Genomic DNA, 13621 nt, shown 5'->3' with positions numbered 1-13621 from the left:
GCAACATGTATGAGCGGGTGCGAACTCAAGTCCAAGGCTTTGTTGTCATCGTGTGGCTTGCGGCTGCGATCTTTTCGATATTGAACTCATTGCCCGGTTATGCCGCAGAGAATGTGGTTACACTCCCCGTTTCTTCGGATCAAACCTTGAGCCAGATTGGAGAGTCTCTGGGCTCTGCCCGAGCGGCGGGTAAGCCCGTTCTTGTCACATGGGATGGAACGGCTGCCCCTGCGATCGTCGCGGCGGGTGGTGGCGTCATGAAGAATGATATGATGGCCTCTGCCTATGGCAGCATCCAGGCCACCGTGACACGCGCGGCCTCCATTGCTCTTATCGGTCTATACGGTCTACCTGCCGCTTTTCATAACAGCAGGCTTATCTTGTCGAACGAAGAGGCAAGCCTGACCGATACCGGTTACGGTGTCATAACCTCATTTTTGTTCGGCATTGCGGCGGCCGCTTGTTTCATTCTGCTTTTCAGACGCTTTACGTCTGATACCCGATCCGATCACTCACCCCTTGCCAAAGCCTGGATTGCGGCATTGCGGCTGATGGGCGATCTGTGTGCTCTGCTGGCGTTTTGGGCGATAACACGGCACAGCATGGATCAATCGTTTGCCGGTGCACCGTTTGCGCGCTATATTGCTGCCGGTCTGCTTCATATCATTGTTATGACGGCTTTTTTTACGGCTGCCGCCCGTCTTTTGTTTTGCCGCAACGCATCCTCCGGTCCCTTGCTGGATATTGCCAATCCGCGCTGGCATCTGGCCATGACAATTGGCTTTGGCACGCTCTCCGGCTGTATTGAAACATTCCTCAGTCTTGCTGATACACGCGGCCTAGACCCCATGACTGCGCAAGGGTGGCATCTGCTCGGCTCCACCGTTCTCACCCTCTATAAGCTTGTCTGGCTGGCTTTGGGCCATAAGGATATTGCTAGCGTTTTTGCTGGCAAGCAGCCCAATAGACCGATGCGCGCCGCCGGTTTGGCCACTGTTTATTTTTTTGCTGCTTCAGCCTTGTTGATATGGTTGCTCGGCTTTGTTGTTGTTGGCACATCCCAAAATCTGGTTTGGGCCAGTGTCGCCGGAGTAAGCCAATTGGTGTGCTTGGCAATGCCCAAACTGGGCCTGGGCATTTCGGCCCTGTTTCGCCACTTTGGTGATCAGCATGCCGCCAGGCACGGACCTTGCGTGTTTTCCGCATCGCTTTGGGCCATGCGTGTTCCGCTTGTGGGAGCCTGCTGGATTCTCGGCATACAGCTGATCATTACGCTGTGGCGGCCTCTGCTGGAAAGTGCGGGCATGGTGCCGGCCAATTGGTTAAGCCATATCCGTCAATTCGGCATCGCCATTGTCATCAGCTGGTTTGTTTGCAGCTTTTGCTGGAAGTATTTTGAAGCCGTTTCGCCGCAAAAAGGCGTGAAACTGCCGGGCCAGGACGATGATGCAGCGGAGGAGACAACAAGCCGTCTTTCAACCATTTTGCCCGTTGTGCGAAATCTTGTGCTCGGTGCTGTCATTTCCGTTGCCTGTCTTGTCACCTTGTCGTCCCTCGGTGTTGATGTTGCACCGATGATCGCGGGTTTTGGCGTTTTGGGTCTTGCCCTTTCCTTTGGTTCGCAAACCTTGGTCAAAGATGTGGTGTCGGGCATTTTCTTTCTGGCCGAAGACGCTTTTCGCATTGGCGAATATATTGATACGGGCAAGCTGAAAGGCACAGTCGAGCAAATCTCACTTCGGTCTGTCAGGTTGAGGCATCAGAACGGGCCGATTCATACCATTCCGTTTGGCCAGATTGCTGCTGTCACAAATTTCAGCCGCGATTGGGGAACGATTAAGTTCGAGCTTCACTTCGATCGCGATGCAGATCTGGAAACCATCCGGAAAGTGACAAAGAAAGTCGGTCTGGGTCTGCTGGAGCACCCGGAATTCGGCAGCGAATTTCTCCTTCCGCTCAAAATGCAGGGCATTCAGGACATCACTGAAAATTCCATGGTCATTCGGTTCAAGTTTACGTCACGGCCGGGCAATCCCAGCGTCATCAAACGCGAAGGTATCAAGCGACTGCTCGAAGGATATAAAGCGGCAGGCTTGAACCTTGCCTCCAATGCCGTTGTTGTTCGGCATGGCAACAATAACGTTGTGGAGGCTGCGGCGGCATCGATAGCCGTGCCTTTGGCTGCCAATAACGTTTCGCAATAGTACAATGCTCCGTTGTTAAACAGGGACACAGAGCGAATGACATTAACTATGAAGCGAGAGTTTTTCGCTCATTTCAATGAAAAGCGAATTTTAACGATGTCATCTTCGATATTTCTATTTTGAAAAGTCATTATGGAATATTATTTTATTTCATTTGTTATAAATTATTAATGGAAATTTGAAAATGTGACACGGAACCGATTTGTATCGCTTAAATCATGAGCAATACAATCGTATTTTCTCATGGAGAGGGAAGAAAAATGTCGCTTTTTATACGTGCAGTGCTCGCTGCCGTGCTATTTCTACTTGGAATGTCGCCCAGCTTTGCGACCCAAAAGGGTCCGATCGACGTGAGCAACGGCATCAAGTATGAATTTCTGGCGCGTTGGGATGTGGATCAGCTCAACAAGATCTTGAAGGTTGATACGCCCGAATTTGCCGGGATTACCGTGCCCTATACGCCAGCGCGCAACGCTGTTCGGCTTTATCGGATCACCTATAACTCGGTTATTCCGGAAATGGGTAACAAGCCCACCGTGACATCGGGCCTGCTGGCTGTACCGGATACAGACGGCAAGTCGTTTCCAACCGTGTCCTATCAGCATGGCACTGTCTATGGCAAACAACAGGTTCCATCCTTTGCCGAGCAGTCGCCTGAGACACAGCTGATGATCGCCCAGTTTGCTGGCCAGGGTTACATGCTGATCGGCGCCGATTATTTTGGTCTTGGCATTTCAACCGAACCTGAAGGTTATATGGTTAAAGGCAGCCATCAGCAGGCCACCTATGATCTCGTTGTCGCCAGCCGAGCTGTGCTGGCCGATATGAAGCTGTCGAGCGACAAGCTGTTTCTGGCAGGCTGGTCACAAGGCGGGTTTGTCACCATGGCCATGCTGGAAAAGCTCGAAATGGTTGGTCTCAAGGTAGATGGTGCCGCAACAGCCAGCGCTCCGCTGGATGTCTATGCTTTGATGGAAGGCTTTCTGGTCTATCCACGCAAGTTTGACGCGGTCTGGCTGAACAGCATCATGATCCTTTCGTCGTTTGCCTATGAGAATTATTACGGCATTCCGGGTCTTGCCCATTCACTGCTGACCGACGAATATTATGACATTGCTAAAAAGGCCTATGATCGTCAGCCGTTTAATCCCGCCGATATCACAACGGATCTTCATAAGCTGATCCGTCCCGAGTATTTCGATCCTCATTATTTTGCGAACTCGGCCTTCGGCAAGTTGATAGCCAATGCGCAATCCTATCGTTGGGTGATCAAATCTCCGGTGCGCAACTACTATGGTGAAACCGACGAAGCCATCACCACCGGCGTTGGCCGCATGGCAATGACCTACGCCCAATCCATGGGTTCGGGAAATACCAATGTTGAAGCGGTCTCGACCGGAAAAACCACCCATCGCGGCACTTTTGCAACCGCCGTCCCGCAGTGGAAAATCTGGTTCGATAGCAAGTAAACAACTGTAAACCTTGCGCGCCGTGCGTTTGAGCAAACGCGCGGCACGCACCCCATCACCAATACGGGCATGAGTTTCGGTGTTGGTGCGCGTTGCTCTATCGGAAGGCTAACACCCCTACGAGACGCGCTCCCATATCGTGAAAAATCGGGGCATTTCACCATGATGAGCACGCCGTTCTTTGCATTATTCGCCGCTTTTATCTGCTTGTTCGCCAATCGGCGTCTTGCAGCTTTGATGTTCTGGGCGGTTTCCGTGCTGTGCCTTCTGGTGCTGTTCAGGTTGCATGCGACAGATCCTCTGAATATTGTGCTTTAAGGGGCAAACCATGAGCATCAGTTTTTCCCGGTTTCTCAATGCTGTTGGCCTGCTGGCTGTCAGTCTGGTTCTTGTTGTCGCGTTTTTTGACCAAATCGTGTACGGCGATATGCCCTGTCCGTTGTGCATTCTCGAGCGCGTTGGTTTTCTCGGTGCGGCTTTTGGGCTGGCCTTGAATTTGAAGTTCGGCATACGTCCCAGTCATTATGCCGTGATGATGCTTTCGGCGTTTTTCGGAGCCGTCATATCCGCCCGCCATACCTTGCTGCATATCGTGCCGGGCACCGGCACCTATGGCGATGCTATCATGGGCCTGCATTTTTACACCTGGGCTTTTGTTGTCTATGCGCTGATCATTCTGGGTGGTGCCGTGCTGATGCTTTTCGACAGCCAGTTTTCGCATCAACATGCCGCAGGTGCCGCACACACTTTGGCTGATCGTGGTTTTGCAACGTCATGGCAAGCAAAACTCAGCCTCATCATCATTGCAGTGGCTGCTTTTCTGGCTTTGGCCAATGGTGTTTCCACCGTGCTGGAATGCTCAACCGGGCTTTGCCCGGATAATCCGGTTTCCTACATGCTTTTATCAAAGTAATGCACTCAGAATAAATACACGCAAGAATAACGGTAAGACGTCATTCTATCAAGAAAATCACGTTTTCCGTTTATAAATGACATCGTCTTATTTTTATTTCTTGCTTCGTATGTCTCTCTTCGTAAATTTGATTTTACGAATTTTTCGACGGATTGTCGTGTTAGCCGGAGTCAGCCTATTGTCTCGCTTGTGTTCTTCGCTTGCCATTATACTCAACTTTGCCATGTTTGCGGTTTTGCCCAACATGGCTCAGAGTGCCGATGTGAACCCGGTTTCGACCACAGACCAAAAGGACTGGACACTTGTTATCAGTCCTTACATTTGGACCGCCTCCCTGAACGGCAATGGCACGCTTGCTGGATTTGACACGGATGTGAACGTTCCATTCTCTGACATTTTCAACCATCTCGATTTTGCTGTGATGGGGAATGTCGAGATTACCAATGATAGATTTGGGGCCTATTTTGATGGCCAGTATGTGAGAACAAGTCAGAGCGAAAATCTGCTTGGCAATAAAGTTGGACTGGATATCAAGACGACGACGCTCTCAGCTGGTGCATTTTTCACCGCTTATGAGAGCGAGCTTGCCGGAAATACCCTGTTTGGCAAGCCCAGAACAATGTCTATTCAACCCACCGCAGGTATCCGCTGGACGCAACTTGAGGCCAGTGTTTCGGCGCTGGGTGTTCGGCTGGATCGGCATTCCAATTGGACTGATCCGTTTGTTGGCACACGGCTGAACTATGATCTTACCGACAGATGGAACCTGTTTTCTGAAGTCGATGTCGGAGGCTTTGGAACCGGATCAAAGATCAGCGTGAATGCGCAGAGCTATCTTGGCTACAGAACGATGATGGCCGGCAATCCCACAATCCTGCGCGCTGGCTATCGTGTCCTCTATCAGGATTATCAGGGCAAAGATTTTGATGGCAGTCGCCCCTTTCGCTGGAGCGTAACACAACACGGCCCTGTCATCGGCTTTTCAATGCTTTTTTGATTGGCTGGCTAGAGCTGGCTCGGTTTGTCTGAATAGCTTGGGGTATTGATCCCAATATATTATTGGGACACAGGATCCGCGGGCCCAATTTCTCTTCCCATGGTCAACAGTGGGTTAAGCGCGAAAATTTGCGCCAAGGCCGCCTAAAGAGGGCGCGTGTGGGTGACATAATTCTCAAAAAAATCGGAAAACTTGGCAACACGCATGGGCAGTTTTTCATACGGCGGATAGTACAGAGTAAGCCACAGTGCGGGCGGCTCCCACTCCGGTAAAATTTGTTGCAGGCGGCTGTTGGTAAGGGCCTGTTCAACGATAAACAAAGGCAGAAGGGCGATCCCTTCGCCATTTTCTGCCAAGCGGGCAATCAGATCACCATTGTTGCCAGCCACCGTCTTTCCCGCTTTGATCTTGCGTGTTCTCCCGGCATGAGAAAGCTCCCACGTCTCGCTCAACGAGTCCTCATCATAGGCAAGGCACACATGCTCGTGCAGTTGTTCCGGCTCCAAGGGGGTGCCAAAAGCCGCCAGATAGCCGGGAGACGCGACAAGCACACGGCGCACGCGGCAAATTTTCCGCCAGATCGTTGATTTATCCTTGGGCGCTTCGGATATGCGAATAGCCAGATCAACGCTATCCGAGACAATATCAATAAAGCGGTCGGTGAGGCTGAGCGAAATCGCAGTATTGGGATATTCCACCCGAAAGCCCGATGCCACATCCGGCAAAATCTGTTGACCCAGGGACATTGGCGCATTGATGCGCAACAGACCGGCTGTGTCGCCCTGCTGCTCGCGCACCTCCTCGCCTGCCTTTTGAAACTCCGCCAACAGCGGTCCCACCCGCGCGGCATAGACCGCACCGGCAGAGGTCAGCGACACCTGTCGCGTGGTGCGCAGCAACAGTTGCACCCCAAGCCTTTCTTCCAGTGCTCCGACGGCCCGTGTCACCGATGGCGCAGTCATGGAAAGCTGACGGGCCGCCGCCACAAAACTGTGCAGCTCGGCCACGGCCAGAAAGGCTCTGATATCCTGTAAATCGCTCATGGTTCATTATTACCAAATTTGCAATAATATTGTCAATATTATTGCTATTCAGATTTTCCCCGGTTTGCATCATCTTGGGTCCAACGAAGACACAATGTCTCGCAACCGAAAGGAACAGTCATCATGCTTACACAGATCAAGGGCTTGCATCACATGACCTCGATGGCCGCCCATGCCCAGCAAAACAGCGACTTTTTCACCAAAACCCTTGGCCTGCGCCGGGTGAAGAAAACCGTCAACTTTGACGATCCTGAAGTGTATCACCTCTATTATGGCGACGAAGTTGGCACACCTGGCTCGGTGATGACCTATTTTCCCTTCCCCCACATCGCTCCCGGCCGTCAGGGCGCTGGTGAAGTTGGCGAAACCTATTTTGCCGTGCCCAAAGGCGCTTTGCCCTTCTGGAAAGAACGACTGATTGCTCATGACGTGACCGGGCTGAATGAAAGCGAAGTGTTTGGCGAAAAGCGCTTGCGCTTCGATGGCCCGGACCGCGACAGCTTCTCGCTGATTGAAGTCGATAACGACAGCCGGATCGGCTGGAAGGGCGGCAATGTTGCCACGGCAGAAGCCATTCAGGGCTTTCACGGCGCAAGCCTGCGGCTTCAAGATGATGCAGTGACGGGCGAATTGCTGCGCTTTATGGGCTATCAACAGGTCGACAAGCAAGACAATCACACCCGCTTTGGTATTGAGGGCGGCAATGGTGCCGATTTCATCGATATCGAAACGGTACCGCAAGCAGCAAGAGCACGTCCCGGTGCTGGCTCGGTGCACCACATTGCCTTTGCGGTTGAAAACCGCGCCGCACAATTGGAGGTGCGCAAGGCACTGATGGACACGGGTTACAACGTGACCCCGGTGATCGATCGCGATTACTTCTGGGCGATCTACTTCCGCACACCCGGCGGCGTGCTGTTTGAAATTGCCACCAACGAGCCCGGTTTTGATCGGGATGAAGACACAGCCCATCTTGGCGAAGCGCTGAAACTGCCAACCCGCTATGAGGCCCACCGCGAACAAATCGAGCAATTGCTCGAACCCATTAACGACTAATCTTTTATCCGGCGGGGCTCCGACCCCGCCACTGGAGGCTTATCATGACAAGCTCTCACTATATCGCTCTGACAAAAGAGCCCAAAGACGATGCTCCTTTGATCTTTGCCTTTCACGGCACGGGCGGCAATGAACATCAGTTTTCCGAACTGGTGGAACAGATCCTGCCTCAAGCGGGTCTCGTCTCGCCACGGGGGGATGTATCGGAACATGGGGCGCTCAGGTTCTTTCGGCGCACCGGCGAAGGCGTCTATGACATGGCTGACCTTGCAGAGCGCACCGAGAAAATGGCAGCGTTTATTGCAAGTCACAAGGCGGCACACCCCGGCCGTGCCGTCTACGGCCTTGGCTATTCCAATGGGGCCAATATTCTCGCCGCTGTTGCCTTCAAGCACGGTGACCTGTTTGACAGAATTGCACTTTTGCATCCGCTTATTCCGTGGCGGCCCGCAGACAATGCAGAACTGTCGGGCAAGAAAGTGCTGATCACCGCAGGACGGCGCGATCCAATCTGCCCTTTGCCTCTGACAGATTGCCTGATCGATTATTTCGAAGCGCAAGGCAGCCAGATTGATACCAGCATTCACGATGGTGGCCATGAAATCCGCCAGGAGGAACTCTCCGCATTGCAGGCTTTCTTGTCTGCATCCTAAAACGCGTCGCAGTTAAGATTCATTGCGACACGCTTTCTCTCTTATTTTGTCGCATGTCCACTATCGTTTCATTGAGGACGATGGAGTGCGGCATGCTTGAACAGGAGTAAACACCATGATCCTGATCCACGAAGCGATGAACCGCGGCCATACCGATATGGGCTGGTTGAAGAGTGATCACAGCTTTTCCTTCGGCGGCTTTTTAGACCCGACCCGCATGGGTTATGCCAGTTTGCGCGTGATCAATGAAGACCGCATCGTGCCTGGATCAGGCTTTGGTGCCCATGCCCATCAAGACATGGATATTCTGACCCTGGTGCTATCTGGCCAGCTCAAACATGAGGATACCTTGGGCAATATCGCCACCATTGCCCCCGGGGACGTGCAAATAATGTCGGCAGGCAGCGGAATCACTCATTCGGAAATGAATGCATCGGACACCGAAGGTGCGCATTTTTTGCAAATCTGGATGATTCCAGACAGTAAAGGCGGCGCGCCCAGCTATCAGCAAACCGCCTTGCCAGCCAGGGATGCGGCAAGCGATTGGACGGTGCTGGCCAGCGGCAAAACCGAGGATCAAGCCTTGCGGCTTCTCTCCGATAGCCGTGTGTCGATTGCTTATCCACGCGAAGGCATGACAACCCAGATCCCACGAAAAGCCGGCCGCGTCTACTTCGTACAAATTGTCGAAGGGCTGGCAACCGTGGATGGTGAACGGCTTGGTGCCGGAGACGGCGTGCAAATTGGCACGGAAACCATGCCCGATCTGCACTGGATCACCGATGGTCAAGCACTGTTGTTTGACATGCGGGCCTGAGCAGCAATCGCACATCAGATATTGGCACTCCTGCAGCGGGACTGTTTGAAAACAGCCCCGGTGCTATGATCAGTGGTTATGACGCGGAAGCGTTTTGGACAGCTTTTGAAATTTATCTGCCCCGCGAATGGTGGCCCCATCAGCCAATTGCGTCACCGTTTCACGGTAAATCATCTGCCAGGGTGTGCCATCGGCTGGCACCGGCGGAATGCCGTCGGCCTTGCGACGGCTGATCTCCGCCTCATCCACCAGCATGTCGCAAAGACCCTGATTGAAATCAATGCGGACGGTATCGCCGGTTCTGATCCATGCAAGGCCACCACCTGCCGCACTTTCTGGCGAGGCATTCAAAATAGACGGACTGTCAGCCGTGCCGGATTGGCGGCCATCGCCAATGGTTGGCAGGCTCATGATGCCGCGTTTGAGCAGGTAATCCGGCGGCTGCATATTCACAACTTCCGCCGATCCAGGCCAACCGAGTGGCCCTGCGCCGCGAATGACGAGAATTGAGCGCTCATCAATGCCAAGGGCCGGATCATTGATGCGGGCATGATAATCTTCCGAGCCATCAAACACGATGGCGCGGCCTTCAAACACACCTTCCCGGCCCGGCTCGCTTAAATAGCGCGCCTGAAAACCTTCCGACACCACGCTCATTTTCATGATGGCAAAATCGAACAAATTGCCTTTCAGCACCAGAAAACCGGCTCGCTCGCGCAAAGGTTCATCAAAGGGTTTGATCACCTCGCGGTCGGTGGATTGCTGATTTTCGAGGTTTTCCGCCATGGACTTGCCGGTCACGGTGGCACAGTGACCGTCGATTTTTCCAGCCTGCAACAATTCCCACATAATGGCTGGCACCCCGCCCGCCCGATGAAAGCGCTCACCAAGCCAAGCACCCGCAGGCTGCACATTGGCCAGCAGCGGAATATCAAAACCATGCACCTGCCAATCTTCCGGCGTCAGCTCAACGCCTGCATGTTTGGCCATGGCCATCAAATGCGGCTGGGCATTGGTGGAGCCGCCAATCGCGGAATTGACACGGATGGCGTTGAGAAAAGCCTCGCGCGTCAAAATGTTTGAGGGTCGAATATCCTGCAACACCAGCTCAACGGCCCGCCGCCCGGTGCGATAGGCCATCTGCCCCCTCTCCCGGTAGGCCGCCGGAATGGCAGCACAGCCGGTGAGCGACATGCCCAGCGCTTCGGCCAGCGCATTCATGGTCGATGCCGTGCCCATGGTGTTGCAATGGCCAATTGAGGGTGCTGAGCTCAGCGCCGCATCGAGAAATTCTTCCCGTGTGATCTCGCCCGCCGCATATTTTCGACGAGATCGCCAGATCACCGTGCCGGAGCCCACCAATTCACCATCATGCCAGCCATCCAGCATTGGCCCGCCAGAAAACACGATGGCCGGAATATCGACCGTCGAGGCCGCCATCAGGGCCGATGGCGTGGTTTTATCGCAGCCGGTTGTCAGCACCACGCCATCAAGGGGATAGCCATAGAGAATTTCCACCAGACCAAGATAGGCGAGGTTGCGATCAAGGGCTGCCGTTGGGCGTTTGCAATTTTCAAACAGCGGATGCGATGGAAACTCGATGGGAATGCCACCGGCATCGCGAATGCCATCACGGATACGCTTGGCCAGATCCAGATGGTGGCGGTTGCACGGATTGATGTCGCTGCCCGATTGGGCAATGCCGATGATCGGCTTGCCAGCACGCAGCTCTTCCGGCGTCGTGCCATAATTCATGAAACGTTCCAGATAGAGCGCGGTCATGTCGAGGTGGTCAGGATTGTCAAACCAGTCTTGCGAGCGTAACCTACGCCTTACATTATCGGCACTCATAGCTTGCCTCCCAACTCATCCTCGATATGGACGCGGATGATCTCATCAAATGAGCTTTCTGCTGTAAAGCCCAATTCGCGAGCACGCTTCGCTTCAAAGCCCGGTGCCCAACCCGCACACATCCGCATGATCATCTCGTCCGGCTCGCGGCGGATCAATTTGACCGCTTTATCACCGGCAATGCGGCGCAGTGCCTCGATCTGCTCGCCCACTGTGGCACTCACGCCCGGCATGGACAGACTACGGCGCGGCCCCACCTGTGACAAATCCATTGTCGCACCATGAATAAGAAAGCCAACCGCCGATCGTGGTGATGCATGCCAATGGCGGATATCGTCTGTCACCGGTAGCACGGCTTCCTGGCCAACCAGGGGTTCGCGCAAAATACCGGAGAAAAAGCCGGATGCTGCCGCATTGGGCTTGCCGGGACGAATGCAAATCGTGGGCAGACGAATGCCAATGCCATCCAGAAAACCTCGGCGGATATAATCTGACAGCAGCAATTCGCACACAGCTTTTTGCGTGCCATAGCTGGTCAGCGGCGTTGTGTGAAAATCATCAGAGATTGGATAGGGCAGCGGTGCGCCAAACACGGCAATGGATGAGGTGAACACCAATCGCGGATAATAGCCATCCGCATCATGGGCATGGCGCACGGCATCCAGAAGATAGCGCATACCATCCATATTGATCCGGTAGCCTTTATCGAAATCGCGCTCCGCTTCGCCCGACACAATGGCGGCGAGATGAAAAATCACGTCCGGACGGGTGTTGATCAGTCTTTCGGCTTCGCCGGCGGCAGAAAGATCGGCCTGCTCCAGCACCACACGACCATCAAAACCTGCCGGAGCCTCTGGAGTGATCACATCCACAAGGGTCATGGTCTCAACCGGGTTTTCGCCCAAGCCAGCGTCACGCACCAGCCGCTCTGTGAGCTTGCGACCCACCATGCCCGCAGCACCAATAATCAGCACATGCATTACAGTCTCCTCCCTTTTCCGTCCTGCTCAACACCGGCCCTCCCGGAGCCATGTGAAAAAACATTTGTAAGGTTGTCTGATAACCTTATATCATTCGCTTGAAAACCAAATAATGCAATTGCCCCTCTTCTGCCTCCGCGTTTGGCAAAGAGAAAGAGTAAGGACCGGGAGGACCAATGACCCAAAAAACCGCGCTGATTGCCGATTTAAAAGCGATGCTTGGCGATGACCTTGTGCTGGCGGGCGCAGACATTGCGCGCTATTGCCGCGATTGGCACGGTGATGTCATCTCCGACGCCATCGCGGTTTTGCGCCCACGCACGACGCAAGATGTATCTGCCTGTGTGCGGGCCGCGAACGCCCTTGACCTCTCCCTTGTTCCGCAGGGCGGCAACACTGGGCTGGTGCTGGGTGGCATTCCCGATGCACCAAACCATCAGGTGATCGTCAGCCTTGAGCGCATGAACCGCATCCGCACAATCGATGCCGATGATTTTTCGGCCGTGGTTGAGGCAGGTGCCGTCCTCTCCAGTTTCAAAGACAAAGTCGAGGCAGCTGGCCTGTTCTTTCCGCTGGCGCTGGGCGCACAAGGATCCTGCCAGATCGGCGGCAATGTCTCGACCAATGCGGGCGGCATCAATGTGTTGCGCTATGGCATGACACGGGAGTTGGTGTTGGGGCTTGAAGTTGTGCTACCGGATGGCTCGATTTTTGATGGACTCTCCACTTTGCGCAAAGACAATCGCGGCGTTGATCTCAAGCAGCTGTTTATTGGCGCTGAAGGCACATTGGGAATTGTCACAGCGGTGGCCGTCAAACTCCTGCCAAAACCCACTCAAGTGGCAACCGCCTTGCTTGGCCTCAACTCGCTGGAGGATACGATTGCGCTTTACCGCCGCGCCCGGCACGATTGCTGCGATCTCATGTCCGCTTTCGAATTCATGCCGCCTCTGGCCTTCACCTTGGCGCGCGAGGCAATGCCGGATCTTGCCATGCCGCTCAGCGGTGAAAATCCCGCCTATGTGCTGATGGAAATTTCCGGCTCCGGCCTCGTGGATATTGATGATCTTATGCAGCGCTTTTTGGAAGGCGCTCTGGAAGATGGATTGGTGAAGGATGGCGTCATAGCCAGCTCACAGACCCATGCGCGCAATCTCTGGCTTTTCCGCGAGGGCATGAATGAAGGACAGGCCAAGCGCGGACCGCATTTGCGCACCGATGTGTCCGTGCCGCTCTCAAAACTTCCCGCCTTCGTGCGCGATGCGGAGGCCGCCGTCATGGCAAGTCTGCCCGATTGCTTGTGCGTCTCTTATGGGCATGTTGGTGATGGTAACGTCCACCTCAACGTCTTGCCACCAAGCCATCTGACCCGTGAGGAAAAGGACAAACGGATTTATCTGGCAAAAAACATCATCAATGAGGTCGTGGATGCGTTTGGCGGCTCGATCAGCGCCGAACACGGCATAGGTCGTCTCAAACGGCCTGATTTCGAAGCGAGATTGCCCGATGTTCAACGCCAATTGTTGACGGCGATCAAGACGGCCATTGACCCGGATGGTGTTATGAATACAGGTTGCCAATTGAATTTTTTACACACATCCCCTTAAACATTGGCAACCCCTTAAATCAGGTGGGTTT

At 53.9% G+C, this 13621-nt stretch carries 12 protein-coding genes; 9 read left to right on the top strand and 3 right to left on the bottom strand.

Annotated features, from left to right (window positions below):
- Positions 1–146: 146 nt before the first annotated feature.
- The 5 genes from BJF95_RS23315 (at position 147) to BJF95_RS23300 (ending at position 5583) form a co-directional block, all read left to right on the top strand.
- Positions 147–2204 carry a mechanosensitive ion channel family protein gene (locus tag BJF95_RS23315; protein WP_175577319.1) on the top strand — a complete coding sequence of 686 codons (2058 nt, stop codon included), beginning with the start codon at positions 147–149 and terminating at the stop codon, positions 2202–2204.
- Between the two features lie 260 nt (positions 2205–2464).
- Complete coding sequence (locus BJF95_RS23310) at positions 2465–3673, top strand: alpha/beta hydrolase family protein (RefSeq protein WP_075641886.1); 1209 nt, start codon at positions 2465–2467, stop codon at positions 3671–3673.
- Between the two features lie 69 nt (positions 3674–3742).
- Positions 3743–3991, top strand: coding sequence for a DUF5993 family protein (locus tag BJF95_RS24600; RefSeq protein ID WP_139317608.1), 249 nt, complete (start codon positions 3743–3745; stop codon positions 3989–3991).
- A gap of 10 nt (positions 3992–4001) precedes the next feature.
- On the top strand, positions 4002–4586 hold the full coding sequence (locus BJF95_RS23305) for a disulfide bond formation protein B (RefSeq protein ID WP_075641885.1): 585 nt from the start codon (positions 4002–4004) through the stop codon (positions 4584–4586).
- A gap of 244 nt (positions 4587–4830) precedes the next feature.
- Positions 4831–5583, top strand: a complete 753-nt coding sequence (locus tag BJF95_RS23300; RefSeq protein ID WP_175577318.1) for a hypothetical protein — start codon at positions 4831–4833, stop codon at positions 5581–5583.
- A 143-nt stretch (positions 5584–5726) separates the two neighbouring features.
- Here BJF95_RS23300 and BJF95_RS23295 read toward each other — a convergent pair whose 3' ends face one another.
- Positions 5727–6626, bottom strand: coding sequence for a LysR family transcriptional regulator (locus BJF95_RS23295; protein WP_075641884.1), 900 nt, complete (start codon positions 6624–6626; stop codon positions 5727–5729).
- Positions 6627–6749: 123 nt separating this feature from the next.
- Between BJF95_RS23295 and BJF95_RS23290 the strand changes: the two genes are divergently transcribed.
- The 3 genes from BJF95_RS23290 to BJF95_RS23280 all read left to right on the top strand — a co-directional run bounded on the left by BJF95_RS23290 (position 6750) and on the right by BJF95_RS23280 (position 9152).
- A complete protein-coding gene (locus BJF95_RS23290) occupies positions 6750–7682 on the top strand; it encodes a VOC family protein (protein WP_075641883.1) in 933 nt (310 codons plus the stop codon).
- Positions 7683–7726: 44 nt separating this feature from the next.
- Positions 7727–8335 carry an alpha/beta hydrolase gene (locus tag BJF95_RS23285; protein ID WP_075641882.1) on the top strand — a complete coding sequence of 203 codons (609 nt, stop codon included), beginning with the start codon at positions 7727–7729 and terminating at the stop codon, positions 8333–8335.
- Positions 8336–8450: 115 nt separating this feature from the next.
- The gene (locus BJF95_RS23280) at positions 8451–9152 is read left to right on the top strand and encodes a pirin family protein (protein WP_075641881.1); all 702 of its coding nucleotides are present in this window, start codon (positions 8451–8453) and stop codon (positions 9150–9152) included.
- Between the two features lie 69 nt (positions 9153–9221).
- On the opposite strand, the gene BJF95_RS23275 is transcribed toward BJF95_RS23280, so the two are convergent.
- Together BJF95_RS23275 and denD are read right to left on the bottom strand one after the other, a co-directional pair.
- A complete protein-coding gene (locus BJF95_RS23275; RefSeq protein ID WP_075641880.1) occupies positions 9222–11003 on the bottom strand; it encodes an IlvD/Edd family dehydratase in 1782 nt (593 codons plus the stop codon).
- On the bottom strand, positions 11000–11983 hold the full coding sequence (denD, locus tag BJF95_RS23270) for a D-erythronate dehydrogenase (RefSeq protein ID WP_075641879.1): 984 nt from the start codon (positions 11981–11983) through the stop codon (positions 11000–11002). The genes BJF95_RS23275 and denD overlap by 4 nt, the downstream gene beginning before the upstream one ends.
- A 176-nt stretch (positions 11984–12159) precedes the next feature.
- Between denD and BJF95_RS23265 the strand changes: the two genes are divergently transcribed.
- Positions 12160–13590, top strand: a complete 1431-nt coding sequence (locus BJF95_RS23265; protein ID WP_075641878.1) for an FAD-binding oxidoreductase — start codon at positions 12160–12162, stop codon at positions 13588–13590.
- The last annotated feature ends 31 nt before the right edge of the window (positions 13591–13621 follow it).

This window comes from Rhizobium oryziradicis, from assembly GCF_001939045.1.
In the GTDB taxonomy this organism is placed as follows: Bacteria; Pseudomonadota; Alphaproteobacteria; order Rhizobiales; family Rhizobiaceae; genus Allorhizobium; species Allorhizobium oryziradicis.
Note: the sequence above shows the minus strand (reverse complement) of the source record. Positions and strands in the feature narration are given on the sequence as shown.